Below are 23,261 nucleotides of genomic sequence, written 5' to 3'. Positions count from 1 at the left end.
ACGCTGGATTGGGAGACCCCAGCCCAGCGTCTGGCTAAGCTCCTGGCCGAAGCCAGTTGATCAACTTGTGTTGCAACGACTCCTAGAATCCGCCTGATTCGGGCGGGGCGCGATGCACACGGCAGGACCGCCGCCCCGGCGACGTACACGTCGGCGCGAGGGCGCTCCGCCCGGCCACGGCCGCGGCGCGTCGCCGGTGTGGCGGGATTTCTTCACGACTGTGTCATCTGGGTCGGCTAGGGTCGCGGCGTGGACAGGGCGCAGCTGACAGCGGATATGGCGGCCGGAGCGAGACCGGAGTTCCTCTTCTTCTGGGGGCACACCCGCACCCCCGGGCACGAGGTCGGCAAGTGGGTGCTCAGCCAGTGGTGGCCCGTCGACTTCACCGTGGACGGCCAGACCTACTCCAGCGCCGAACATTTCATGATGGCCGAGAAGGCCCGTCTGTTCGGCGACGAGGACATGCGCACCCGCATCCTCGCCAGCGACACCCCCGCGGACGCGAAACGCCTGGGCCGCGCCATCTCCGGCTTCGATCAGGACACCTGGGAAGCCCACCGCTTCGACATCGTGTTGCGCGGCAGCATCGCCAAATTCGGCCAGCACGACGCGCTCCGCGACTTCCTGCTCGCCACCACCGAGAAGGTGCTGGTGGAAGCCGCACCCCGCGACACCATCTGGGGCATCGGCCTGGGCGCGGAGAATCCGGACGCCGCCGACCCGTCCTTGTGGCGCGGCGAGAACCTGCTCGGCTTCGCGCTCATGGACGCCCGCGACGCACTGGCCCCCGCCCGCCAGCTCTGACGCGGCGCCCACGCGCCGCTCGTGGAGCGCGAGCGCGCCTCGACCTGCGGTGTGCACGGGGCGTTCTCGGCCAGCCAGGCGATGCGGGTGCCGGTGACCGCACCGTTCCGGCTGCCCGCCGGAGGTTTTCGTCGGTGGAGGCGGCAGGCCGAGTGTCGGGCTGAGGGGAGCTGTCGAAGTCGAGTCGAGTCTGCTCGGACAGTGACGGTAGGGCGCTCGCCGGGACGGTTCCGAAGAGCTGCGCCGTCTTGCTTCCCACACCCGAGGCCGGATGGTAGCCGCGATCGCCGCACTCTGCTGATCTCGGTTCGGATGAGGGAGGATCGGGGCATGGAGACGGTGAGCGGTCGTGAGGTGTATTCGAATCGGTGGATCACGGTGCGGGAGGACGTGGTGCGGCAGGCCGATGGGGAGGAGTCGATCTACGCCTTCATCCGGAAGTCGGACTTCGCGATCGTGATTCCGTGGGACGGGGAGCGGTTCCATCTGGTGGAGCAGTTCCGGTATCCGTTGCAGCGGCGGTGCTGGGAGTTCCCGGGTGGGGCGGTGGCGGGGGAGAGTGATCTGGTGGCGGTGGCTCGGCAGGAGTTGCGGGAGGAGACCGGGCTGCGGGCCGGGGAGTTGACGGTGCTGGGGAAGGTGGCTCCGGCGCCGGGGACGAGTACGCATTACGGGACCGTGGTGCTGGCGACCGAACTGACCGAGGGGGAGCACGAGCGGGAGCCGTCGGAGATGGACATGGAGTCGGGGTGGTTCACCCGCGACGAGTTCGAGGACATGATCCGGGCGGGGGCGATCGTGGACGCGCAAACCGTTGCCGCGTATTCGCTTCTGCTGCTGCACGAGAAGGCGACCGGGCGTCCAGTCGGATAGACGGTTCATTACGGTCGAAAGCGGAAGATCCGCTGAAAATGGATAGCAGTGGCCCTTGCGGCGTGACGCGGGCGGCGTTCAATGGTCGTCGCGGTCCACGCCGGGAAGGGCTGGGGGATTTGGTCATGGATCGTATTGGTGCACTCCGTAATACGAAGAAGTGATCATATGTTCGGAAGAACTCCCGCGGCCGCGCTGGCGGCCGTGCTGGTGACGGCGCCACTGGTGACGGGCCTGGCCGCGGCCCAGGCCGCACCGGCGGCGACTCCGATGGCGGGCCCCGCCGCCACCCGGTACGAGGACCAGAGCCCGGACCGCGATCGCGGCGGCGACCAGGGCGACGCCTGGTTCATCCACCGCTGCAAGCAACAGCACGAATGGTGGCTGCCGCGCTGCATGCGTGACCGCAACGATATGTGGCACCGCGGCGACCCGCCGTCGACCGGCAGCTGGTAGCGCTCACCAGTCCAGGCGCGCGTACTCCTCGCTACCGAAGACGTGCCCCCAGAAGGTGCCCGTGGGTCCGTCCGCGGGCAGTGTCGCGAGGTACACGCTGGGTTCCGCGCCCTGTTCGGGGGTGCGGAAACCGCTGTGGCCGTTGAGATCCGTGGCGGTGTAGCCGGGGTTGGCGGCATTCACCTTGATCGGGGTGTCCTTCAGTTCCTGCGCGTAGAGGACCGTCACCATGTTCACGGTGGTCTTGGACGCGGTGTAGGGAATCGCGGACGGCATCTGTGACAGCGGGCTGTCCGGATCCGTGCGTGCGGCCAGGGAGCCGACTTCGCTGGACACGTTGACGATTCGCGCGGCCTCCGCGCGCCGCAGCAGCGGCAGCAGCGCGTTGGTGACCGCGATCAGGCCGAAGACGTTGGTGTCGTACACGTGTCGCAGGGTGGCCAGGGTGCCCGAGGACGCCTTGCCGTCGCCTTCCAGGCCGCCGGTGATGGCCGCGTTGTTGACCAGCACGTCGAGCCTGCCGAACTCGGACTCGATGCGGGTGGCGGCGCGGGCGACGGAATCCTCGTCGGCGACGTCGATCTGGATGAAGTGGGCGTCCGCGCCCTCGGCCCGCAGCGTGTCCGCGGCGGCCTGCCCGAGTCCGGGGTCGCGCGCGCCGATCAGGACGGTCATGCCGCGCGCGGCCAGCTGCCGGGCGGTCTCGTAGCCGATGCCCTTGTTGGCTCCGGTGATGAATGCTGTTCCGCTCATGGGAAAAGCCTCGCGCGGCAGCGGATTCCGAGGGAGGACCGGTTTGTACCACCCTGGACGGGAATACCGGCCCACACTGGAGTCATGGCTGACCGTAGCGAGCTCGCGGCCTTTCTCAAGGCCCGGCGCAACCGGCTGACACCCGCCGACGTCGGATTGCCCCTGGGCCTGAACCGCCGCGCGCCCGGCCTGCGGCGTCAGGAGGTGGCGCAGCTGGCCGGGATCTCGGTGGACTACTACATCCGGATGGAGCAGGCGCGCGGGGCGAGACCCTCGCGGCAGGTGCTGGCGGCGATCGGCCGCGCGCTCATGTTGACCGTCGACGAACGCGAATACCTGTTCCGGATCGCGGGGGAGGCGCCGCCCGTGGTGGCGGGACCGAACAAGACGGTGCCGCAGGCGGTCCGGACCATTCTCGATGCGCTCGCCACGCCGGCCTACGTGGTGGACGCCACCTACGAGGTGCTCGCCTGGAACCGGGCCGCCACCCCGTTCGTCGGCGATCTCGACACCGTGCCCGGCCACGAGCGCAATATGATCCGCTGGATGTTCCGGGAGGCCGTCGACCACCCGCAGTGGGCCGAAGCCGACACCCGGGATTTCGCCCGCGCCCTCATCGCCGACCTGCGCGCGGCCTACGCCCGGTATCCGGGCCATCCGGCGCTCGCCGCGCTGGTCACCGAATTGCTCGGCACCTCACCGCGTTTCGCCGACATGTGGGGCGCGCACGACGTGGAGGTGCGTCGCACGCATCGCAAACGCATCCGGCATCCGGAACTGGGTCCGCTGGATTTCCAGTGCCAGGTGCTGCACATCTCCGACACCGATCAGCGGGTGATCGTCTACTGCGCGACCCCGCACAGCCGCACGGCGAGCATCTTCCATTCCCTGGCCGCGGCGACCGACCGCTGAAAAGTTGCCAACAATCGTTGGCCAACAACTGTTGACATGGTGCCGACCGGGTCGTACCGTCTAATTCAACAGACGTTGGCCAACAAGTGTTGGCAGAGATTGGGGAGTTGTCATGAACGCAGTGCCCGCCACCGCCCAGGTCGTCATCGTGGGTGCCGGTCCCGCCGGCATGACCGCCGGAATCGCGCTCGCCGACGCGGGCGTGGATGTGGTGCTGCTCGATCGGCTCGCCGAGGGCGCCAACACCTCGCGTGCGGTGGTGGTGCACGCTCGCACGCTGGAGGTGCTCGAGGAATTCGGGGTCACCGAGCGACTGCTGGAGCAGGGGCTCGTGGTGCCGAACTTCGTCATGCGCGACGGCGACCGGACGCTGGCCCGCGTCTCCTTCGCGGGGCTGCCCACCGAACACCCCTACACCGTCATGCTCGGTCAGGAATCCACCGAGGCGATCCTGCTGGCGCGGCTGGAGAAGGCCGGCGTGCGGGTGGTCCGGCACGCCGAGGTCACCGGGCTCACGCAGGACGCGGACGGCGTCACGGTCACCTTCACCGATGCCGACGGCGTCGCGAATTCCGTTCGCGCGGAGTGGGTCATCGGCGCGGACGGTATGCACAGCAAGGTGCGGGAGGCGGCCGGGATCGGTTTCACCGGCGCCACCTACCCCGAATCCTTCGTCCTCGCCGACGTCCGCATGACCTGGCCGGAGCCGCGTGACGAGGTCTGCCTGCAACTCTCGCCCGAGGGTGTCACCGTCATCGCCCCGCTGCCGGACGCGCGGCCCGACCGCTTCCGCATCGTCGCCACCGTCGCCGAAGCTCCCGAGCACCAGGACCTCGCCTACGTGCAGGGCTTGGTCGACGCCCGCCGCCCGGGCGCTCACGCGAAGGTCGAGGAGATCATCTGGAGCTCACGCTTCCGCGTCCACCACCGCGTCGCCGACCACTACCGCGCCGGCCGCGTCCTGCTGGCGGGCGACGCCGCCCACGTCCACAGCCCCGCGGGCGGCCAGGGCATGAACACCGGCATCCAGGACGCGGTCGTTCTCGGTCGCCTGCTGGCCGCCGTGGTCGCGGGCGCCCCCGCCTCGCTCCTCGACGACTACGAGACGACCCGTCGCCCAGTCGCTCTCGGCGTCGTCGCCTTCACCGACCGGGTCACCCGCATGGCCACTCTCCGCGCCCGCCCCGCCCGCATGATCCGAAACCTGGTGATCAGCACCCTGGCCCGCATTCCCGCGTTCCGCTTCAAGCTGGCCTTCCAGCTCTCGGAACTCGCGAATCGCTGACGTTTGCAGTCTGATTCGACGGCCCGCACCGACCCGGTGTGGGCCGTCTCGCGATGGCGCGAGGAGATCCGCGCGGTGTCGGTGGCGCGCGGGTGTCAGCTGCGGAGGGAGGTGGTGACGGTGTCGGCGGCGGCGATGGTGGCGGCGGCCAGGTCACCGAGGCCCGCGGCGGAGAGATTGGTGTCGGGGCAGGCGACGATGGAGGCGATCACGGGGCCGTCGGGGGAGAAGATGGGGGCGGCGACGGACACGACGGCGTTCTGGTCGCCCAGTTCGTCGGGCAGGTAGTCGATGGTGATGAGGTCGGCGATCATGGCGCTGAGGCGGTGGCGCAGGGGGTCGGTGACGGGGGAATGACGCAGGGCGCCCAGGGCTTCCAGCATGGGGGCGGAGTCGTCGGCGAGGCGTTCCACCGAGTAGCCGCGGGAGGCGATGGCGTTCAGGACGGCGGCGAGGCGGTCGCGGTGGGCGGGGTCGGCGGCGGCCAGCCAGGCCGCGCGCTCGGATTCCGGTGCCCAGGCGACGAATTCGCGGCACACCGGCGGGGCGAAGGGCATGCGGCGGGCCGGGCGGATCCAGGGGGCGGAGGGAGTCCCGAGCACCTCGGTGATGACGATCGTGTCCAGCGCGGCCTCACCGGGTCCGGGCTTCGCCGACGCGGCGGTGCGTGAGCCGCCGTGGAATTCCCGCTCGGCGAGGAACACCGGTACGCCGCTGTCGGCGGCGAGGGTGTGCATCGCGCCGAGGGCGAGGCTGCGGACGGGGAAGGCGGTGTCGGCGCGGCGGGCCACGGCGAGCAGGCCCAGGCCGAGGCTGTAGTTGCCCTCGGGGTCGCGGACGGTCCAGGCATCGGCGCACAGCTGGGTGAGCACGGCGTGCGCGGTGGCGCGGGACATGCCGGTGGCGCGGACGATCGCCGCCAGGGACAGGCGCTCACCGGAATGCCGGGACAGCAGTTCGATCGCCTGCACGACGCGGTGGGTCGGGGGCGACGCGCAGGGTTCGGTCACCGTCGCGGGGGTGGAAGCCACTGGTGCGGTGGTGGATTCAGGCAACTCGGTTCCTGCGGGTGTCGGTCCCGCGGTGCGGGAGGGGCGCGTGGAAATCGTATCGGTCGGTGTATCGGTCACGCACAGCGGAGTGACCCTGACCGGGGCCGGTCCAGGCGGTGTCGCGGGCCTATCCCGGCGGGGCGGCGGCCGATTCCGGCGATGACGGTGCGCGCCAATTCGGGCACGGGTATTGACCGTCGCCCGGTCCCGACTTATCGTCGGTGTCACATTATCGAACAATAGCGTCGAATATTCGACACCGCAAGGGTTAGTGAGAACCCGACCGGTTCGACAGACGCGGCGAATGGGACGAGAGATGCGCACGGGATATGAGCTGTCGCACCTGAACGCCTTGGAGGCGGAATCGGTGCACATCATTCGGGAGGTGGCGGCCACCTTCGAGCGGCCGGTGCTGTTGTTCTCCGGCGGCAAGGACTCGGCGGTCATGCTGGAACTGGCGCGGCGGGCGTTCTGGCCCGCGCCGCTGCCGTTCGCCCTGCTGCACATCGACACCGGGCGCAACTTCGACGAGGTCATCGACTTCCGGGATCGCACGGCGGCGCGGCTGGGCGCCCAGCTGCTGGTCGGCAAGGTGCAGGACGATATCGACGCGGGCCGGGTCACCGAACGCCCGGGCGAGACCCGCAACCGGCTGCAGACCGCCACCCTGCTGCGCAGCATCCGCGAGCACCGCTTCGACGCGGTCTTCGGCGGCGCGCGGCGTGACGAGGAGAAGGCGCGCGCCAAGGAGCGGGTGTTCAGCTTCCGCGACGAGTACGGCGCGTGGGATCCGCGCGCGCAGCGGCCGGAGGTGTGGAACCTCTACAACGGGCGGCACCGCAAGGGCGAGCACATTCGTGTGTTCCCGCTGTCCAACTGGACCGAGCTCGACATCTGGGAGTACATCGACCAGGCCGAGGTGGAACTGCCGTCGCTGTACTACGCGCATCGCCGCACCGTGGTGGAGCGCGACGGAATGCTGCTGGCGGAGAACCGATTCCTGGAATTCGGCGCGGACGAGCGGCGATTCGAGGCGACCGTCCGGTTCCGCACCCTCGGCGACGCCGACTGCACGGGCTGCGTGGAATCCGGCGCGTCCAACCCGGTCGAGGTGATCGCCGAGACCGCGACCACCCGCCTGACCGAGCGCGGCGCCACCCGCGCCGACGACCGGATCTCCGAGTCCGGCATGGAAGATCGCAAGCGAGAGGGCTACTTCTGATGCGCCGCAACCTGTTACGGATCGCCACCGCCGGCAGTGTGGACGACGGCAAGTCGACCCTCATCGGGCGGCTGCTGTTCGACTCCAAGAGCCTGTTCAGCGATCAGCTCGACGCCATCGAGCGCGCCAGCCTCTCGCGCGGCGGCGACGGGCCCGACCTGTCGCTGGTCACCGACGGCCTGCGCGCCGAGCGGGAGCAGGGCATCACCATCGACGTCGCCTACCGCTACTTCACCACGCCGCGACGCAAGTTCATCATCGCCGACACCCCCGGGCACGTGCAGTACACCCGGAACATGGTGACCGGCGCGTCCACCGCGGACCTGGCCCTGATCCTGGTCGACGCGCGCAAGGGCGTCTCCGAGCAGACCCGCCGCCACGCCTTCCTGTCCTCGCTGCTGGGCGTCGGGCACCTGGTGTTGTGCGTGAACAAGATGGACCTGGTCGACTGGTCCGAGCAGCGGTTCGAGGAGATCCGTTCGGAATTCGCGGATTTCGCCACCAAGCTCGATGTCGGCGACCTGAGTTTCGTGCCGGTGTCGGCGCTGCTCGGCGACAATGTGGTCGATTCCTCGGCCAACACCGCCGATTGGTATCCGGGGCCGCCGCTGCTGCGGCACCTGGAGGAAGTGCACGTCGCCTCCGACCGCAACCTGATCGACAACCGGCTGCCGGTGCAGTACGTGATCCGGCCGCACGGGGAGACCCAGCGCAGTTACGCGGGCACCGTGGCGGGCGGCATCTTCAAGCCCGGCGACGAGGTCGTGGTGCTGCCCTCGGGGCGCACCAGCCACGTCAACCAGATCTGGGGGCCGGGCGGCGGCAAGGTGGACGAGGCGTTCACCGGCATGGCGGTCTCGCTCACCCTCGACGACGAGATCGACATCGGCCGTGGCGATATGCTCGCCCGGCCCGGCAACCAGCCGCACACCGATCGGGAACTCGACGCCATGGTGTGCTGGTTCTCCGACGACACCGAACTGCGCGCGGGCAACTCGTACTCGATCCGGACCGCCACCCAGACCTCCAAGGTCGAGGTGACCGACCTGGACTACCGGCTCGACGTGAACACCCTGCACCGGCAGACCGACGCGGAATCGCTGGGGCTCAACGACATCGGGCGGCTCACGCTCAAGAGCCGGCAGGCTTTGCTGTTCGATCCCTACCGTGAGAACCGTGCCACCGGCAGCTTCATTCTCATCGACGAGACCACCAACCAGACGGTGGCCGCGGGCATGATCACCGGACGCTCCACTGGCGCGCCGAAGGTCGGGCACAAGGCCTCGAACGTGGTGTGGCACAGCTCCGCGGTGGAGCGCGGGCAGCGGCTCAGCACCGGCGCGACCGTGTGGCTGACCGGGCTGTCGGGGTCCGGGAAGTCCACCATCGCGGTCGAACTGGAGCGGCAGCTCATCGCGTCCGGGCAGCCCGCCTATCTGCTCGACGGCGACAATCTGCGGCACGGGCTGAACAAGAACCTGGGCTTCACCGACGAGGACCGGCGCGAGAACATCCGCCGCGTCTCCGAGGTGGCGGCGCTGTTCGCGGACGCGGGCGTGGTCGCCATCGTCTCGCTGATCAGCCCGTTCCGGGCCGAACGCCGCGAGGCTCGGAAACTGCACGACGCCAAGCATCTTCCGTTCCGGGAGATCTTCGTCGACACGCCCCTGGAAGAGTGCGAACTGCGGGACCCGAAGGGCCTGTACCGGAAGGCCCGCGCCGGGGAACTGCCCGAATTCACCGGTGTCAGCTCGCCGTACGAGCGGCCGGAGTTCGCCGACCTCACCATCACCCCCTCGGACGGGACGCCGGCCGAGATCGCCCATCGAATTCGAGAGACACTAGGGATCGCTGACAGCTGATGACAGACATCGACAAGGCCCAACCGCCGCTCACGGAACCGTTCCTGGCGGCCGTCGCGGAGGCCGAGAAGCTCATCGCCGGTGCGGATTTCATCCGCGACCCGCACGACCTGGCCGAAGGATACGACTATTTGCAGGCCGGTATCGCCGCGGTGCTGCAATTGTCCCGGGCGCACGGCACCTCGCACCCGTACCTGGTCACCGCGACCGGGCCCTACACCAAGATGGGCCTGGATAATCCGGACACGCTGTACTACAGCGCCAATATCGAGCCGGGTGCGGAATACCTGCTCACCGGCGTGCGCGGCAGCACCGTCGACCTGAGTTTCCAGGTACTCAAGGGCGATTACACCGCCTCCGATGTGCCCAACGGCGACGACGCGTTCGACGACCGGCGGCTCGAGATCCATGCGGACGGCAGCTACCAGTTGCGTTTCGGGCCGCCCAAGGAGAACCCGGAGCCGAACTACTTCGTGCTCGCCGAGGGCGCGTCCATGCTGGCCGTGCGCGAGGTGTACGGCGACTGGAACGCGGAGCGCAAGGGCACCATTCGCATCGAGCGGGTGGACACCATCGGCACCGCGCCGGTCGAAGCGGGCGTGGAACAGCTGCGTAAGCGGTACCGGGCGGCCGGGCGCATGCTGCTCACCCGGGTGCACACCTGGTTCAACTTCCCGAAGTGGTTCTACCTGAACCTGCCGGTCAATACGCTGACCGAACCGCGGCTCACGCCGGGCGGGCTGAGCACCCAGTACTCCTCGGTCGGGCACTTCGAGCTCGAGGACGACCAGGCGCTCATCATCACCGTGCCGAAATCCGATGCGCCGTACCAGGGATTCCAGCTCGGCAGTCGCTGGTACATCTCCCTCGACTACGTCAACCACCAGACCTCCCTGAATCACCGGCAGGCGCAGGTGGATCCGGACGGGATGATCCGCATGGTGGTGTCGGCGCGGAATCCGGGCGTCGCCAACTGGATCGAGACCACCGGGCGCAAGCTCGGCATTCTCCAGTTCCGCTGGCAGCGGGTCTCGCGGACGATGACGCCCGAGGACGGGCCCACCATCGAGCTGGTGCCCTTCGACAAGGTGGCGGAGAGCCTGCCGCACCATGAACTCAATCGAATCGACGAGGCCGGGTGGCGTGAGCGGATCGCCGCACGTCAGCGCGCCTTCGCGGAAAGGATGCTGGGATGAGCCGTCTGAAGACCGGACTGCTGGACGGCAAGGTCGTCGTGGTCAGCGGAATCGGCCCCGGACTGGGCCGTTCCATCGCGTTGGAGGCCGCCGCGGCCGGCGCCAAGGTGGTGCTGGCGGCGCGCACCGAATCACGGTTGAAGGAGGTCGCCGACGAGATCGCGGCCGAGGGCGGCGCGGAAACCCTGTGCGTGCCCACCGATATCACCGATGAGGCGACCGTCGAGAACCTCGCCAAGCAGACCATCGAGACGTTCGGCCGGGTCGACGCGCTGGTGAACAACGCGTTCAAGGTGCCGTCGATGAAGCCGCTGGCGCGCACCGACTTCGAGCAGATCCGCGAGAGCGTGGACCTGACCGTGCTCGGCAATCTGCGCATGACGCAGGCGTTCACGCCCGGGCTGGCCGAGACCAAGGGGTCGATCGTCATGGTCAACTCCATGGTGCTGCGGCACAGCGAACCCCGCTACGGCAGCTACAAGATCGCCAAAGCGGCGCTGCTGGCCATGTCGCAGACCCTGGCGACCGAGCTGGGGGAGAAGGGCATTCGCGTCAACAGCGTGCTGCCCGGTTACATCTGGACCGACCAGCTGAAGTGGTATTTCGCGGAGATCGCCAAGAAGTACGGCATTACCGAGGAGCAGGTCTACCAGCAGACCGCCTCCAAGTCCGACCTGAAGCGGCTGCCGCTGCCCGATGAGATCGCGCAGACCATCGTCTACCTGATGTCGCCGTTCGCGAACGCCGTCACCGGGCAGACCATCGACGTCAACTGCGGCGAATACCACGTCTGAGCAAGGAGTTTCATCACCATGACCGGACGTACCAACGTCGGCACCGTCGAGGATCTGCACGCCTCGGCCACCAAGGTCTGCGGGCTCACCGACTTCGGGTCCGACGACCACCACGAGGCGCTGGGCGTGCTGCTGGATTCCTACCAGCGCGACGCCGGACTCACCGAGATCGGCTCCAAGATGAGCCGCTACTTCCTGCGCGGCGCGCTGGTCGCCCGCGCGCTGAGCGAAGCCAGCTGGAAGGCGAACCCCGGGTACACCGAAACCAAGGTCACCCGACCGATTTTCGTCACCGGCCTGCCCCGCACCGGCACCACCGCCCTGCACCGCCTGCTCGCGGCCGACCCGCAGCACCAGGCCCTGGAAATGTGGCTCGCCGACTTCCCGCAGCCGCGGCCGCCCCGCGACACCTGGGCCGACAACCCCGTCTACCAGGCCGTCGACAAGGGCTTCGCCCAGCACCGGATCGAGAATCCGGAATTCATGGGCGTGCACTACATGACCGCCGCCGAGGTGGAGGAGTGCTGGCAGCTGCTGCGCCAGACGGTGAAATCCATCTCCTACGAATCGCTGGCCTACCTGCCGACGTATTCGGAGTGGCTGCGCAAGCAGGACTGGACCGACGCCTACACCCGGCACAAGCAGAACCTGCAGCTGATCGGGCTCGGCGACGAACGGCGCTGGGTTCTCAAGAACCCCAGTCACTTGTTCGCGCTGGACGCGCTGATGAAGGTGTACCCGGATGCGCTGATCATTCAGACCCACCGCGACCCGGTCACCATCGTGGGCTCCTCGTGCAGCCTGTCCGAGCAGGCCACCGCGGGCTGGTCCACCACCTTCGTGGGCGAGAAGATCGGTTCGTCGCAGCTGGAGCTGTGGTCGCGCGGCCTGCGCGAGTTCAACGCCGCCCGTGCCCGCTACAACCCGGATCAGTTCCTGGACATCGAATTCGACGAACTGCGCGCGGACCCGTTCGCCACCGTCGAGAAGATCTACTCGAAGTTCGGGTTGGACTACACCGACTCGGCGCGGTCCTCGATGACCGCGCTCGACGAGGAGAGCAAGTCCGGCGACCGCAAACCGGTCCACAAGTACTCGCTCGCCGACTACGGCCTCACCGAGGACCAGGTCCGAGCCGAATTCGAGCTCTGACCCAAGACAAGCCGCGGGCCGGACACGGTGTCGTGTCCGGCCCGCGGTGTCTCAGCGGCCGATAGCGGCGCTGCCGGTGCCGCTGCCCGTGGTGAGCAACCGCTGCAGCTTGCCGCATCCGGTCGAGATGGGCGGGCGGCAGGCTCGTTCGGCGGTCTAGCCGCTGCTGCCGGCGTTGCTGCTGCCGGAATTGAGGAAGCGTTCCAGTGGGCCGCAACCGCTGGGCTGGGTGGGTGTGGCGGGGACGGTTCCCGCGGGTGCGGCCAGGACGTCGACTTCGAAGGTCTTGGTGGTCCGGCTGTCGTCAGCGGTGAGGACGTGGTGGCCCATCGTCGATGGGACCCAGTTCACCTTCGCGATCAGATTGACGGAATCGACGTTCTCTTTCGGCTTCGTCCACATGCCGCCGATGCACTGGCCGTTGTCGTAGAGGGTCACCCATCGCAGCCCGCCTGTCGGCATGGTCGTCGAGACCAGTTGGTAGGAGCCTCCGACGTAATAGGTTTGACCGGTGGGATAGATAGCGAGCGTGTTGACATCGGCGGACGCGGTGGGCGCGCCGACTGCGATGACGGCCATGGTGGCGGCCAGTCCTGTTGTGCCCCAGCCGATTCTGCGGCCGAGGTTGGTACGCGTGGTCATCGTTCTCCTGGTTCGGTTCCCGAGCTCCGGGATCGCCGAACGCTACCGTTCGCAATGAGTGAAACGTGGCGATTTCGGTATCTGACCCTGCCCCGAATTACCGGGGGTTGCCAACGGCATTCAGCCCTTGCGGCGCCGCGTGCGGTCGTACTGATGGTGGGTCTGGATCGACGGGTACTCGTGTCGGGCGGATCTCCGCGCGGCCGCTACTCGATCAGGGAATGTCGACCCGTTCTGGACGGACGACAGATTCTTCCTCGCGGACTCGGCCAGATGCTGGACCGGGTGGGAATGGGACTCACGCGATCTCATCCTGGAGCATGACGTGACGGTGGGCGCAATGGCAGTGTGTCGGCGGTTACCGGCGCGGATCAGCAGTGTGCGTACCGACGCACGTAGGGCTGCGACTCCGGTAGAACGTCGTGCCCGGGTATCTGGCAGCCGCCGACCACGACCTCGAAGAAAGGGCCCATGGAGTAGGAGGGGCCGTTGGGCGTGTGGATCGTGTAGTCGACCGTTGCGCGGGAGCCGGCCAGGTAGGGAAGGTGCAGTTCGGCGAGTCGAGTAGTCTGCGCGGCGCTGAATTCCGTACCCACGGGCGGGTATACGGTGACGTCCAGAGTGCGGCCTTCGAGGGGCGGGTCGTAGACCGACACTCGAACGAAGAACGGGATGGGTTGATCGGTCAGGAACCACTGCCACAGGTCGAGTTCGTCGTTGGAGGGGAATCGGGGGGTGGGGTTTTGCTGGGGAGTGTGGCGATCGTGGGGGATCGGGTACGACCCGGGGCTCCGTTCGGAGTGATTGGTGAACCCGCGATCGCGCTCACGCTCGCGAATGGTGGATACGACCCAGTTGTTCGATGCCAATTCGGGGAAGTCCCGAATGATTCGGCGCATCGCCGCGGTGGCCCGGTGCGGTTCGCTCTCGGAGCCCGCCCGGACGTCGATGGTGTTGGTTATGCGGTCTGCGAAGCCGCCGCTCGAGTCCCAGTGCACCTCGGTGTCGGGTGCCCATAGTCGCGACCAGGTGACCGCTGCGTTCGATTCAGAGCTCACGTCCCGGCCGAACATCCAGTATGCGGAGAACGAATCCGTCATCCGTTTGATGGTGAGTTGTATCGGGTCGCCGTGGAAACGCTGCGGAACCGGTTGAGCGCCCACGACACTCACCACGGCCGCAACCTCGACCCCGGTCGCGTCGTCGCTGAGCCGCACGTCGAGATTGGAGGTGAAGTGTTTGCCTTTGTAATGGTCGAACCGGTGTGATGCATCGGTTACCCCCGGAAGGGCCCGGACGGCAGTCTCGATCTTGCGTGACCAGCTGTCGTGCTCGGCCTGATCGTTGCCTCGATCGAAAGAGCCACATCCGGTCAGGAGGACTGTCGTCATCGTCAGTATGACGGGCGGTGCGGTAACGCGAATGACTTTGATTCTGCGGAAGAGGAGTCGCGCATGCGCCGATGAGGGAGTGTAGGCAGAGAAAAGTGTCGCCCCCCAACGACGTACGAGATTGGAGGGGCGAAGACCTTCGAGGAACACTCCAGCAACCTACGTCAGCAATGCGGTGCCATGCATGCCCCGAATTGTGAGGACGAGCGAGCGGGCATGTCTTTCCTTGCCTTGACGATCTCGAGGCGAACTCGGTACATGGAGACTGCGGAGATGGCTGCTATCCCGGCCAGATGTGGATGGGCACAAAGGTTTTGTGTGGAGTCGCTCATGCGTGAACTCCACGCCCTGCAAGTAGAGTTGCCCGATCACCATCCACTCGCGGCCCAACAGCTCAGCCCGGCCTTGGCAACCTCGTGCCAACGCCGCCCGCCCCTACAGGTGCTCCCACTGCACAGCCATCGATTCTGCGCTCTCGCTTCGTGAACTTCCCTGACGGGTGCCTTGAATCTTGCCGGATGCAGCGGCGCGGAACGTCACGCGACGCGATCCAACTGTTACGCCACGAACGCACTCAATTGCCGCTTACGGGTCGGTCTGGAGTGGCTGGCACGGTCCAGCTGAAGATCGAACGCCCGGAGATCATCTCGGGGCGTTTGTGGGTCTGGAACGTCCGCAACTGCCGATGAGCGTGTTGCATGATCCGCCCGACCAACCAGAAGTCTGTGTGGCGCATCCTCTGACAAGCTGAAATCTGTTCATGCAGCTGCCGATAGGACGCAGTATGAGATATGGATAGACATGACGTCAGTGATGAGCGGCTGGCCGCCCTGGCAGGGCTCGTGGTGGTGCTGATCGGACTGGCCGGGATCGGATACGGTGCGGCCGTGGCGTTCAACGGTTTCGCGTTCTTGTCCGGGCATGGCACAGAGCGGACCGTGTATGTCGAATCGGTCGACATACTGTGGGGTGAGAACAGCAAGGATGCCACCCAAGGAGTCGGGTACTACCTCGATGCCGACGGGAATCGCCACGCTTGCAGCGTGATACAGGACGGCCTGAAACCAGGGGCGCAAGTGCAAGCCCGCTCCCCAGTGATCCCGATTCACCCGCCCACGGTGTTCCATGACCACGGCGAGGCCCGTGACATCATCTTTATCGCGCTCTTCCTCACGATCCTGGGCGGCGGCCTGACGCTGTGGTTCGGATCGTTCCTGCTCTCCGAGGGGCGCTTCTAGCTACCCGAATCCAACGTCATGCCGACACGGGAGTGACGGCGTTCAACGCCCCAAGTCGTTATTGCTCACGGGGCCCACTCGTTCCCCAGCACCACCGAGTGCCAGCCCGCTGCCACAGCGAACGCGGTGGTCGCGTCAACGCACCCACATGCCGCATACCGCGCTGACCGAACCGGCCAGCGCGGGGCGCCGACGGCCGGAACCTGGTGCGGCGCGGAGCGCCCGCTCATGCCGAAGGGGTGCACACGCATGGCCCGGGGCCGGGATTTGACGCGATGGGTTTGGCGCCTATCGCGTGAAGCCGGCCTCGTGGTCGGCGGCCTCGATCTGGTCATGAAAACGTTTGTGAACCCATGCGCGCTCACCGAGAAGGGGCATCTGCCCCCATCGTCCGGAGACCGGGCCGAGCCGTGTATTGCGAGGGATCGTGCCGATAAGGCGCACAGGTTTGGCGCCGCCGGACAGTTTGCTGCTCTCCAGCACATAGATGGTGTCGGGAGTGACTGCTACACAGCGGTATTTGATCCAGAACATCGTCAGCCCGGTGAGATAGGTGATCACGAACAGGGCGAAGCTCGGCGCGGACTGGTAGATAAACGCCTGCCGGATCACGCTCCCGGGAGGCAGGAACGGTGAAGAATGCTCCACCAGATCCTTCCGAGGTCCGGGGTGATCGCGCACGAGACCGTCCGAGCTGTCAGTCATGGACAGTTCCTTCCTGCCTGCCTCGAAGCTCAGCGCGAAACACTCGCCCCGCTCAACCTCCCGACATGCCGCTGATCGCGGTGAGCGAACCGGTCAGGCCCGCGCGGCGGAAGATCAATTTGGTTCGAGGCCGGCGCGCCGGTGCTGGGGTATCGGCCGTGGCCTGCCCGCGTCAGTATCGGACGGCGAAAGGTCCTGGCGTGATATTCACTTGAACGATCCGAATGAGACGGCACCTCATCCCTGCTCACCGCTCGGCACCTGATCCGGATCATACGGTCCGCCAGAAGGCGGGTTGGTGAAGATCTGGACAGGCACTGGAGGCAGGTCCAACTCCTCGCGAGCTGCTCTGACAAATCGTTCGAACGCAAGCCGCGCGGGCCTTCTGACACCGTTCCACTCAGACACGGTCGCGATTTGCTGTTCGACGACTGCGTAAAGCAGTTGACCGACCGCTTCGTCCAATTCAGTGACCGCTTCAACCACATCAGCTGACCCGTGCAACCAGACAGCCGCCACCGCGCTGTCCCAGGGTGCAAAGTCGTTGGTGCGGGTACGCGCCGCCAGGGCCTCGAACGTTCCGTCATGGCCATCGGCGAGAGTGGCGGCCCGAATGTTCTCGTAGAGAGCCTGGAATTGTTCGACAACCCGCTGATAGCAGGCCGTCTTCTGATCGCGGCGCCAGCGCGCAGACTCCGCGCGTACATCCCACAGCCGACCGATCGCAATCCCGACGATCGCTGCAAGTGCCGCCAGCAGAGCTGATGTCACGGCAACCCCCCGCCTGGCACGAACAATCAGAACTTTCATCGTATTCGCCAGGACCACAGCGGATTAGCAATATCAAGCGATCCTTCGCGCGAGTGAGCTTCGGGCCTCGGGTATGGTTACCCTCCGGCCGGATCGCCACGCTGCCAACCGAAACTGCCCCCCGGCCAAGGTGTTGCCGACACCGCCTACTGAGGCCCACGATCCACGTGCTTGCCTTGGCGGACCACCGCAGCGCGCGCCGAAATCCGCACATACCCAATGCCGCGCTGACTGAATCGGTCACGGCCGGTGGCCGCGCGCATCCCGCGCTCGGCCGCCGAGATCCGCACCACTTGGAGCTCGTGGAGATTCGGCGGTGCGAATCTCGAGGGCTACGTCAGCTCATCCGTCTCCGATCACCAAGGCTCTGGAGTCTTGGACGTGGGTGTTGGCGGTGGGGATCGTGTATCTGGTGCCGGTGTCCACACAGATCAAATCGGCGATCTTGACTAGCGCAGGAATGTCGTCGGGCTCGAAATGATCTGTGCTCGGGGCGATTACCTCGCTCGCGTATTCGGTGTATGCGAGGTTCATCAGGCGGTTGATCACAGCACCACCCGGCCGGTTCGGGTAACCGTAGTAGACGAGGAGCACCGACCGCCCGTGCTCAGCGGCGAATGCGTGGATGCGGGCCTCGTCCTGGGACCACGCCTCACCGGACAGATCTCGACGCAGGTATCCGATCACGTAGTTGTTCATTGTCTTGTCCTCGCGTAGTCGCGGTATACGGGCCGGGTGATCGCGAGGCGGCCACGGTCGGTGCAGCGCCAGCGTGCTGGGCCATGTCGGGTCACCAACGCCAGGCCGGTGCGCGACAGTCGCAGTAGTGCCCGGTGGACCGAGGTTTCGGGCAGGCCGGTCGCCCGGCAGAGTTCCCGGACGGTCAACACGTGCGGCAAGCCCAGACTTGACAGTGCACCAAGGACTTTCGCCTCAGGTTCGGTGAACGCCATCCGTCATCACCCCCTGCTGATCGGTATGTAGGTGCGTGGCGGTTCGGCTGCCAGTCGCGCTTGAATGTTTGCGACGGTGAGCCGCTTCGGCCGATGACCGGGCGCTGTGTCCGATAGGGCTCGGGCGGAGAGGAAGATCAGCACTAGCGCGATGATGGTGGCGACAACGATGATTTCCATGTCGGGTGTTCTCCATGTCCCTGGAACGGTGGTGGAGTGCACCCGACGCCGGGGTCTGGTGATCTTGTCGGCGTCGGGGCACTCTGGAACGTAGGTCCGGCCGACTCCGTGAAGGGGTACGAACGTACCCCCAACGCCGTTACGCTGGCAGTTATCGTCACAGCGCGAGGAGGTGGTCCCCGTGAGTGGTTCAGAACATCCGTCCGATATCGGTCAGCGGGTCCGGCTGCATCGAGAACGGGTGGGCATGGCGCGGCCAGTGCTGGCCGCCCAGATCGGCCGGTCCGCAGAGTGGTTGAAAGCCCTCGAGAATGGCAGGATTCAGCGCGCGCCCAGTCTCGAGTTGCTGCTGCGGATCGCTCGTGTCCTCGAACTGGACGACCTAGCCGTCCTGACGGGGGATGAGCATGCTGTACCGGTGACGGTGTTCGCGGGCGAACGCCATGCCGCCCTCACCGATGTTCAGGCGGCGCTGACCGACTACCGCATTACTCGCAGCGATCGGCCGGTCAGCCTCGAGCATCTCGCTGAGCGGCTGCGGAAGGCTTGGCGCATCCGGCATTCCAGCCCCGACCATCGCTCGCAGGTGGGTGCGTTGCTGCCTGGCTTGATCCGAGACGCCCAGACCGCGGCCCGCACCGCCGAAGACCGCCGCGCCGCGCGCAGGACGCTGGCCGGTGTGTACCAGCTGGCCGACTTCTACGTTGCCTACCAGCCCGCACCCGAGCTCGTGTGGATGGTCGCAGACCGTGCCGTCAACGAAGGCTACGAAGCCGACGACCCCTACGTCATCGCCTGCAGCGCTTGGGCAATGGTGCAAGCGCTGCGCGATTCCGGACGGTGGGAGGAAGCAATCGCCCTGGCCCGCAATGCTATCGATCAGATCACCCCTTACCTCGACCGCGAGGACACCCCCGACGATTGGCACGGCATCGCCGGAGCCCTGGAATTCGAGATCGCCTACGTCCACGGCCGACGTGGTCGCTCCGGCGACGCCTGGCGCGGTCTGGAACGCGCCGATGACATCGCCCAACAGCTCGGTCCGACCTATCGACACGTGCAAACCAGCTTCTCTCAGCCGGTAATGGCCGCGCACGCAACGACTCTCGGCGTCGAACTGCGTCAGCCTGGTGAGGCACTGCGCGCAGCCCGCTCCATCGACGCCGACCACATCGTGTCCGTGCCACGCCGCGGCCGCCACCTCATCGAGGTCGCCCGCGCCTACATGCAACGCGACGAGGACACTGCGGCACTCACGATGCTCGTCAAGTCGGAACAGACCGCACCCGAGACGATTCGATACAACGGATTCGCCCGTGACATGGTTCGGGACCTGCTGAAGAAGCCACCGACCGGCATGCGCGACGACGTGCGCGAACTGAGTCGGCGAGTGGGGATCCATGGATAGCGTGGACGGGTGTGCATGGACCGACCCGGTGTCGAATGGCTACTACACTATCGGCGTCGCTAGGCACGTGAACACACTCGGTCTGGATAGACAGAATGACTCGATCTGTGGCTCATGAACCGCTCGCTGGACGGGTTCACGCGTGGGTCCCGGACGCCTGGTGGTGAAGCAGACCGTTCACAGACCCCTGGAACGGGTTGGCAGCCTGCAAGATCGGATGCCACACACCCGTTTGCACATGAAGCGGTTCCGGTCAGTGAGGTCGCATGTCCTCGCGACCGTCGCCCGCTAGATCTGAATCGAAGAGACTCGAGGCTTGGTAAGCACTCGATTGCATGCGAAATATACCAATTGGTCCTATGCGTGACAGCGTGAAGAGTCGGCTGTGCGGATCTATGCTGTGTGTGTGGATGTGGACTGGTTTGCCATACTAGCGGGAGTGGCCTCGGGTGCTCTTATTGCCTCCGCGCTGAGGACAGTTGCTCCTGCTGCTGAGCGGATCCTTATGAATCTTCTCAGGCGGAAATCATACCGACACCTTCAACTTAAGGTCGGCGACAAGCAAATTTCTCTCGATGCTAATCGCCCTGCCGAGGCCGATCGGATTGTTCGGACTTGGCTTGAGTCTCAGCGGACTGCGGAATCGGATGAGAGTAGCAAATAACAGTGCCCGGAGCCAATCCAGCAAAGCCGCGGCGATCAGGAACTCCACGGCAACGAACTGTAGCAAAGAGTAGTGGTGGGGGTGTTGGTACTGGAACGGGAGTAATTGTATTCGCTCAGTATCTTGGTACCGGCACCCTGCCAGGGATGGTCCTTCTGTATCTGGCTCCGGCGATAGCGGTTGTGACGGGTGCATTCTTTGTTCAGATCAATCTGTTTGCGGAACTGACCGAAAACTGGCCAACGGAATGGTTGCCTGTTTGGCGGGCGCGCCGCACATTGAAGAAGCAGCTGAAGCGGAAGCATACTTCCGCCGATAGAAAGCTTGAGATCCTGCAGACGCTCGAAGAAATGGATCGAGTTATTGCAGAACGCCACATCAAGCGAGTCCTGGGGGATGGATACAAACTCCCCGTGAGGGGGGACGAACTGTCGTCGTCCACGAATATCGTGATGACAAAGGGGGATAGTAGATCGGCCTCAGGGTCAAATGGTTCAAATCCGGAAGATATTGAATCTAAGATTTGACCCCCGGAGCAGGAGAAGTTCGGCGTGCCGTCTGCAGCGGAGATCGCCAAGGGGCACGCATGTGCCGTTGTCTGCTCCGCTTTCGGAGTGATAGCTGTTTCGATGCGGGCTCCCAACACCGGCCAGCTCGGCCACGAACTCGGAACTTCTGAGTCGAAGCTGATGATTCCATGGCCGCTACTGCTCAGTGGCGGCGCTCAGGGCGCACGCCGTGCTGATTGAGCTGGCCGATGCTGGTTGGGTACAGGCCAACTGGCCAAGTTGTTTTGGGGTGCTGGACTATTCGATGCGGATTCTGCGGATCAGTTCTGGCAGACCGGGTAGGCGGCTGCGGGGTGGCAGTGGGCTGGGCAGGCCAGGATGTAGATCATGTTGCCCAGGAGTAGGCCGTCGTCGAATGCGGCGGGGTAGTCGGCGGAGTCGTCTAGGTCGTCGCGGAGGTGGTCGTCGAAGCCGAAGTCTTCTGGGATTTGGCAGAGGAAGGTCAGGTCGGCTCCGCAGGGGCAGCGGTAGTGCTCGGCGTCTTGTACCCAGTACGGTGCGCCGCCGACCTTGAAGTCCTGAAGCGGGGAATCTTCGTTGTGGTGGTCGACATCTTCGTAGCGGTGCACGGTCAGGCGACTCGGCTGCAGGAAGGGGTCCGGGGTTTGGGCGGGGGCGCCGTTGCGCTGCAGGAGGATTCGCCAGAAGGCGTGGGAGTTCGCGGGCGGTTCGTCCCAGAATCGCTCCGGCAGTTGGGGATCGGCCGTGGAGAAGCACGCGTCGCTTTCCAGTGGGCATTGGAAGACCAGGAGTTGGTCGCCGCCGAAATGTGGGACGTCGTCAGGGATTCGGACCTGGAAATACAGGGTCATTCGGGCGCCGCAGTCACAGACCGGCCAGGGTTGTTCCGCATCGAGGACCGACCAGCCGCCGATCGTGTCGCGGTCACCGGCGACGGCGGGCTCGTCGCTGACGTCGATCACATAGGTCAGCGATGTTGTCGAACTCATTCTTCCCCGTTCCTCCGTAGCGCTCGGTCAGCACTCAGGCGAACGATAACCACGATCTCCGACACACCGAGGGGCACATGCGACCTGTGCGGGGGAGGGCCGGGCGGCGGTGGACGCCCGGCGGTGGGGCGCTCAGTTTCCGGCCGCGGCGCTGCCGGTGCCGAGGAGGCGCTCGAGCGTGCCGCAGCCGGAGGGCTTGGAGCTCGGGGCGCGGGGTTGCTTCCGGTGGGCGGCTGGACGTTCACGGTGAGCGATGTGGCGGCCTTGCCGTCATCGGCGGTGATGACGTGGGTGCCCGCTGTCGAGGGGGTCCAGCTCACGTAGGCGTAGGGTCCAGTTCGGTTTCCGAACTGAACGTCGTTCTCGTGCCTCCGACGCACTGGCCGTTGTCGTAGAAGGTGATCCAATGCGATCCCCAACCGGTCGATGTGTACAGCTGGTAGCTGGTTCCCGCCACGATGGTCTGATCGGCCGGGTGGATCGAGAGTCTCTGGACATCGGCGGACGCCGCGGGAGCGCTGGCGACGACAGCCATGGCGGCGGCCAGTCCTGTTATGCCCCAGCCGATTCGGTGGCCGGGGCGGGTATATGTTGACTTCGTTCTCCTGAATCGCTGGCCGAGGGGTTGGGGAACGCTACCGCCCCGAATTTCTGGGGCGAACAGGTTGGGGGTCAGCGGGATTCGCGCCAGGGGGCCAGGAGGAGGGTGCAGGCGCGGTGGACGTCGGAAACGGCTTGGGGGGTGGTCAGGCGGCCGGCGATGGTCCAGGTGAGGATGCCGTAGACGCACTGTTCGAGGAGGCGGGTCAGGCGGCGGTCCTCGTCGGTGGGTGTGGTGATGCCGGCGGCGGAGAGGATGCGCTCGGGCATGACATGGTCGGTTTCGAGGGCGGCTGCGGCGGCCGAGGAAGCCGCGGCGGGGGGTTCGGCGCGCAGTGCGTGGCCTTCGGCGCGGACCGCGTTCATCGAGACGATCATGGCGCGGGCCAGGTGGGGGTGGCGGAGGAGTTCGTCGACGGCGGTGGCCAGGAACTCGGACGCGCCCGCGATCGGGTCGCCGGGAACCGGGGCGGGGTGGGGTAGTTCGCGGACCGCGCCGTCGAGGACGCCGGCGAACAGGTGATGTTTGGACGGGTAGTAGCGGTAGAGGGTGCCGAGGGCGACGCCCGCGGACTGGGCTACCTCGCTCATCTGGACGCGTTCCAGGCCGTGCTCGGCGCCCAGGCGGGCGGCGGAGCGGAGGATGGCGCGCTGGCGTTCCAGTTGCCGGGCCGTCGAGACGCGGCCGGGGGCGCGGGAGTCCTGGATGCGCGGCATGGAACCACCTTCTGTCCGATAACTAGAATTCACTCTAGTTTTTTTGGGTGGAAGTTTGTAGAACTGGAGGGTA

24 protein-coding genes are annotated in these 23,261 nt (G+C 66.2%); 13 read left to right on the top strand and 11 right to left on the bottom strand.

Annotated features, from left to right (window positions below; translation table 11 throughout):
- Window positions 1-249: 249 nt before the first annotated feature.
- The 3 genes from ACFRAQ_RS32885 to ACFRAQ_RS32875 all read left to right on the top strand — a co-directional run bounded on the left by ACFRAQ_RS32885 (window position 250) and on the right by ACFRAQ_RS32875 (window position 2,133).
- Window positions 250-804, top strand: a complete 555-nt coding sequence (locus tag ACFRAQ_RS32885) for an NADAR family protein (protein ID WP_379106639.1) — start codon at window positions 250-252, stop codon at window positions 802-804.
- A gap of 330 nt (window positions 805-1,134) precedes the next feature.
- Window positions 1,135-1,677, top strand: a complete 543-nt coding sequence (locus ACFRAQ_RS32880; RefSeq protein ID WP_379106637.1) for an NUDIX domain-containing protein — start codon at window positions 1,135-1,137, stop codon at window positions 1,675-1,677.
- A gap of 168 nt (window positions 1,678-1,845) precedes the next feature.
- Window positions 1,846-2,133, top strand: coding sequence for a hypothetical protein (locus ACFRAQ_RS32875; RefSeq protein WP_379106635.1), 288 nt, complete (start codon window positions 1,846-1,848; stop codon window positions 2,131-2,133).
- 3 nt (window positions 2,134-2,136) lie between these two features.
- Here the strand turns inward: ACFRAQ_RS32875 and ACFRAQ_RS32870 are convergent, their stop codons facing one another.
- On the bottom strand, window positions 2,137-2,886 hold the full coding sequence (locus ACFRAQ_RS32870) for an SDR family oxidoreductase (RefSeq protein WP_379106632.1): 750 nt from the start codon (window positions 2,884-2,886) through the stop codon (window positions 2,137-2,139).
- 84 nt (window positions 2,887-2,970) lie between these two features.
- On the opposite strand from ACFRAQ_RS32870, the gene ACFRAQ_RS32865 reads away from it, so the two are divergent.
- On the top strand, window positions 2,971-3,798 hold the full coding sequence (locus ACFRAQ_RS32865) for a helix-turn-helix transcriptional regulator (protein ID WP_379106629.1): 828 nt from the start codon (window positions 2,971-2,973) through the stop codon (window positions 3,796-3,798).
- 112 nt (window positions 3,799-3,910) lie between these two features.
- The gene (locus ACFRAQ_RS32860; RefSeq protein WP_379106626.1) at window positions 3,911-5,083 is read left to right on the top strand and encodes an FAD-dependent monooxygenase; all 1,173 of its coding nucleotides are present in this window, start codon (window positions 3,911-3,913) and stop codon (window positions 5,081-5,083) included.
- Window positions 5,084-5,178: 95 nt separating this feature from the next.
- Here the strand turns inward: ACFRAQ_RS32860 and ACFRAQ_RS32855 are convergent, their stop codons facing one another.
- Complete coding sequence (locus tag ACFRAQ_RS32855; protein ID WP_379106622.1) at window positions 5,179-6,114, bottom strand: helix-turn-helix domain-containing protein; 936 nt, start codon at window positions 6,112-6,114, stop codon at window positions 5,179-5,181.
- A 337-nt stretch (window positions 6,115-6,451) separates the two neighbouring features.
- Here ACFRAQ_RS32855 and cysD point away from each other — a divergent pair, with 337 nt between their 5' ends.
- Genes cysD through ACFRAQ_RS32830 form a run of 5 tightly spaced genes read left to right on the top strand, consistent with a single transcriptional unit; the run spans window position 6,452 to window position 12,361 of the window.
- Window positions 6,452-7,357, top strand: coding sequence for a sulfate adenylyltransferase subunit CysD (cysD, locus tag ACFRAQ_RS32850; RefSeq protein ID WP_357094822.1), 906 nt, complete (start codon window positions 6,452-6,454; stop codon window positions 7,355-7,357).
- On the top strand, window positions 7,357-9,219 hold the full coding sequence (gene cysC / locus ACFRAQ_RS32845) for an adenylyl-sulfate kinase (protein ID WP_379106620.1): 1,863 nt from the start codon (window positions 7,357-7,359) through the stop codon (window positions 9,217-9,219). Before cysD ends, cysC begins: the two co-directional genes overlap by 1 nt.
- Window positions 9,219-10,415 (top strand): hypothetical protein, encoded by a 1,197-nt coding sequence (locus tag ACFRAQ_RS32840; RefSeq protein WP_379106618.1) that lies wholly within the window; start codon window positions 9,219-9,221, stop codon window positions 10,413-10,415. Before cysC ends, ACFRAQ_RS32840 begins: the two co-directional genes overlap by 1 nt.
- Window positions 10,412-11,209 (top strand): SDR family oxidoreductase, encoded by a 798-nt coding sequence (locus tag ACFRAQ_RS32835; protein ID WP_379106616.1) that lies wholly within the window; start codon window positions 10,412-10,414, stop codon window positions 11,207-11,209. Before ACFRAQ_RS32840 ends, ACFRAQ_RS32835 begins: the two co-directional genes overlap by 4 nt.
- A gap of 12 nt (window positions 11,210-11,221) precedes the next feature.
- Entirely contained in the window at window positions 11,222-12,361 is a 1,140-nt protein-coding gene (locus tag ACFRAQ_RS32830) for a sulfotransferase family protein (RefSeq protein WP_379106673.1), read from the top strand.
- Window positions 12,362-12,517: 156 nt separating this feature from the next.
- Here the strand turns inward: ACFRAQ_RS32830 and ACFRAQ_RS32825 are convergent, their stop codons facing one another.
- Window positions 12,518-13,003 (bottom strand): hypothetical protein, encoded by a 486-nt coding sequence (locus tag ACFRAQ_RS32825; protein ID WP_379106614.1) that lies wholly within the window; start codon window positions 13,001-13,003, stop codon window positions 12,518-12,520.
- A gap of 371 nt (window positions 13,004-13,374) precedes the next feature.
- Window positions 13,375-14,544, bottom strand: a complete 1,170-nt coding sequence (locus ACFRAQ_RS32820) for a hypothetical protein (protein ID WP_379106612.1) — start codon at window positions 14,542-14,544, stop codon at window positions 13,375-13,377.
- Window positions 14,545-15,185: 641 nt separating this feature from the next.
- Here ACFRAQ_RS32820 and ACFRAQ_RS32815 point away from each other — a divergent pair.
- Entirely contained in the window at window positions 15,186-15,632 is a 447-nt protein-coding gene (locus tag ACFRAQ_RS32815; protein WP_379106610.1) for a hypothetical protein, read from the top strand.
- Between the two features lie 288 nt (window positions 15,633-15,920).
- Here ACFRAQ_RS32815 and ACFRAQ_RS32810 read toward each other — a convergent pair whose 3' ends face one another.
- From ACFRAQ_RS32810 to ACFRAQ_RS32795, 4 genes are all read right to left on the bottom strand, one after another.
- Window positions 15,921-16,337 carry a hypothetical protein gene (locus ACFRAQ_RS32810; RefSeq protein WP_379106608.1) on the bottom strand — a complete coding sequence of 139 codons (417 nt, stop codon included), beginning with the start codon at window positions 16,335-16,337 and terminating at the stop codon, window positions 15,921-15,923.
- Window positions 16,338-16,574: 237 nt separating this feature from the next.
- Window positions 16,575-17,108: a hypothetical protein gene (locus tag ACFRAQ_RS32805; RefSeq protein WP_379106606.1), complete on the bottom strand. Its 534-nt coding sequence runs from the start codon at window positions 17,106-17,108 to the stop codon at window positions 16,575-16,577.
- A gap of 381 nt (window positions 17,109-17,489) precedes the next feature.
- Entirely contained in the window at window positions 17,490-17,846 is a 357-nt protein-coding gene (locus tag ACFRAQ_RS32800; RefSeq protein ID WP_379106603.1) for a hypothetical protein, read from the bottom strand.
- Complete coding sequence (locus ACFRAQ_RS32795) at window positions 17,843-18,100, bottom strand: helix-turn-helix domain-containing protein (RefSeq protein WP_379106601.1); 258 nt, start codon at window positions 18,098-18,100, stop codon at window positions 17,843-17,845. The genes ACFRAQ_RS32800 and ACFRAQ_RS32795 overlap by 4 nt, the downstream gene beginning before the upstream one ends.
- Before the next feature lie 361 nt (window positions 18,101-18,461).
- Here ACFRAQ_RS32795 and ACFRAQ_RS32790 point away from each other — a divergent pair, with 361 nt between their 5' ends.
- Window positions 18,462-19,688: a helix-turn-helix domain-containing protein gene (locus ACFRAQ_RS32790; protein WP_379106599.1), complete on the top strand. Its 1,227-nt coding sequence runs from the start codon at window positions 18,462-18,464 to the stop codon at window positions 19,686-19,688.
- A gap of 526 nt (window positions 19,689-20,214) precedes the next feature.
- Here the strand turns inward: ACFRAQ_RS32790 and ACFRAQ_RS32785 are convergent.
- Entirely contained in the window at window positions 20,215-20,400 is a 186-nt protein-coding gene (locus ACFRAQ_RS32785) for a hypothetical protein (RefSeq protein ID WP_379106597.1), read from the bottom strand.
- Between the two features lie 98 nt (window positions 20,401-20,498).
- Between ACFRAQ_RS32785 and ACFRAQ_RS32780 the strand changes: the two genes are divergently transcribed.
- Window positions 20,499-20,879: a hypothetical protein gene (locus tag ACFRAQ_RS32780; protein ID WP_379106595.1), complete on the top strand. Its 381-nt coding sequence runs from the start codon at window positions 20,499-20,501 to the stop codon at window positions 20,877-20,879.
- A gap of 302 nt (window positions 20,880-21,181) precedes the next feature.
- On the opposite strand, the gene ACFRAQ_RS32775 is transcribed toward ACFRAQ_RS32780, so the two are convergent.
- Window positions 21,182-21,871 carry a hypothetical protein gene (locus ACFRAQ_RS32775; protein ID WP_379106593.1) on the bottom strand — a complete coding sequence of 230 codons (690 nt, stop codon included), beginning with the start codon at window positions 21,869-21,871 and terminating at the stop codon, window positions 21,182-21,184.
- A 672-nt stretch (window positions 21,872-22,543) separates the two neighbouring features.
- On the bottom strand, window positions 22,544-23,188 hold the full coding sequence (locus tag ACFRAQ_RS32770) for a TetR family transcriptional regulator (RefSeq protein ID WP_379106591.1): 645 nt from the start codon (window positions 23,186-23,188) through the stop codon (window positions 22,544-22,546).
- Window positions 23,189-23,261 lie beyond the last annotated feature (73 nt).

This window comes from Nocardia sp. NPDC056611 (genome assembly GCF_042792755.1).
GTDB lineage: Bacteria > Actinomycetota > Actinomycetes > Mycobacteriales > Mycobacteriaceae > Nocardia.
Note: the sequence above shows the minus strand (reverse complement) of the source record. Positions and strands in the feature narration are given on the sequence as shown.

Bases quoted from the DNA above. Each gene is read 5' to 3' on its own strand.
- ACFRAQ_RS32880 (WP_379106637.1), top strand. From the start codon at position 1,135: ATGGAGACGGTGAGCGGTCGTGAGGTGTATTCGAATCGGTGGATCACG.
- ACFRAQ_RS32875 (WP_379106635.1), top strand. From the start codon at position 1,846: ATGTTCGGAAGAACTCCCGCGGCCGCGCTGGCGGCCGTGCTGGTGACG.
- ACFRAQ_RS32870 (WP_379106632.1), bottom strand. From the start codon at position 2,886: ATGAGCGGAACAGCATTCATCACCGGAGCCAACAAGGGCATCGGCTAC.
- ACFRAQ_RS32865 (WP_379106629.1), top strand. From the start codon at position 2,971: ATGGCTGACCGTAGCGAGCTCGCGGCCTTTCTCAAGGCCCGGCGCAAC.
- ACFRAQ_RS32860 (WP_379106626.1), top strand. From the start codon at position 3,911: ATGAACGCAGTGCCCGCCACCGCCCAGGTCGTCATCGTGGGTGCCGGT.
- cysD (WP_357094822.1), top strand. From the start codon at position 6,452: ATGCGCACGGGATATGAGCTGTCGCACCTGAACGCCTTGGAGGCGGAA.
- cysC (WP_379106620.1), top strand. From the start codon at position 7,357: ATGCGCCGCAACCTGTTACGGATCGCCACCGCCGGCAGTGTGGACGAC.
- ACFRAQ_RS32840 (WP_379106618.1), top strand. From the start codon at position 9,219: ATGACAGACATCGACAAGGCCCAACCGCCGCTCACGGAACCGTTCCTG.
- ACFRAQ_RS32835 (WP_379106616.1), top strand. From the start codon at position 10,412: ATGAGCCGTCTGAAGACCGGACTGCTGGACGGCAAGGTCGTCGTGGTC.
- ACFRAQ_RS32825 (WP_379106614.1), bottom strand. From the start codon at position 13,003: ATGACCACGCGTACCAACCTCGGCCGCAGAATCGGCTGGGGCACAACA.
- ACFRAQ_RS32815 (WP_379106610.1), top strand. From the start codon at position 15,186: ATGGATAGACATGACGTCAGTGATGAGCGGCTGGCCGCCCTGGCAGGG.
- ACFRAQ_RS32810 (WP_379106608.1), bottom strand. From the start codon at position 16,337: ATGACTGACAGCTCGGACGGTCTCGTGCGCGATCACCCCGGACCTCGG.
- ACFRAQ_RS32800 (WP_379106603.1), bottom strand. From the start codon at position 17,846: ATGAACAACTACGTGATCGGATACCTGCGTCGAGATCTGTCCGGTGAG.
- ACFRAQ_RS32795 (WP_379106601.1), bottom strand. From the start codon at position 18,100: ATGGCGTTCACCGAACCTGAGGCGAAAGTCCTTGGTGCACTGTCAAGT.
- ACFRAQ_RS32780 (WP_379106595.1), top strand. From the start codon at position 20,499: ATGGTCCTTCTGTATCTGGCTCCGGCGATAGCGGTTGTGACGGGTGCA.
- ACFRAQ_RS32775 (WP_379106593.1), bottom strand. From the start codon at position 21,871: ATGAGTTCGACAACATCGCTGACCTATGTGATCGACGTCAGCGACGAG.
- ACFRAQ_RS32770 (WP_379106591.1), bottom strand. From the start codon at position 23,188: ATGCCGCGCATCCAGGACTCCCGCGCCCCCGGCCGCGTCTCGACGGCC.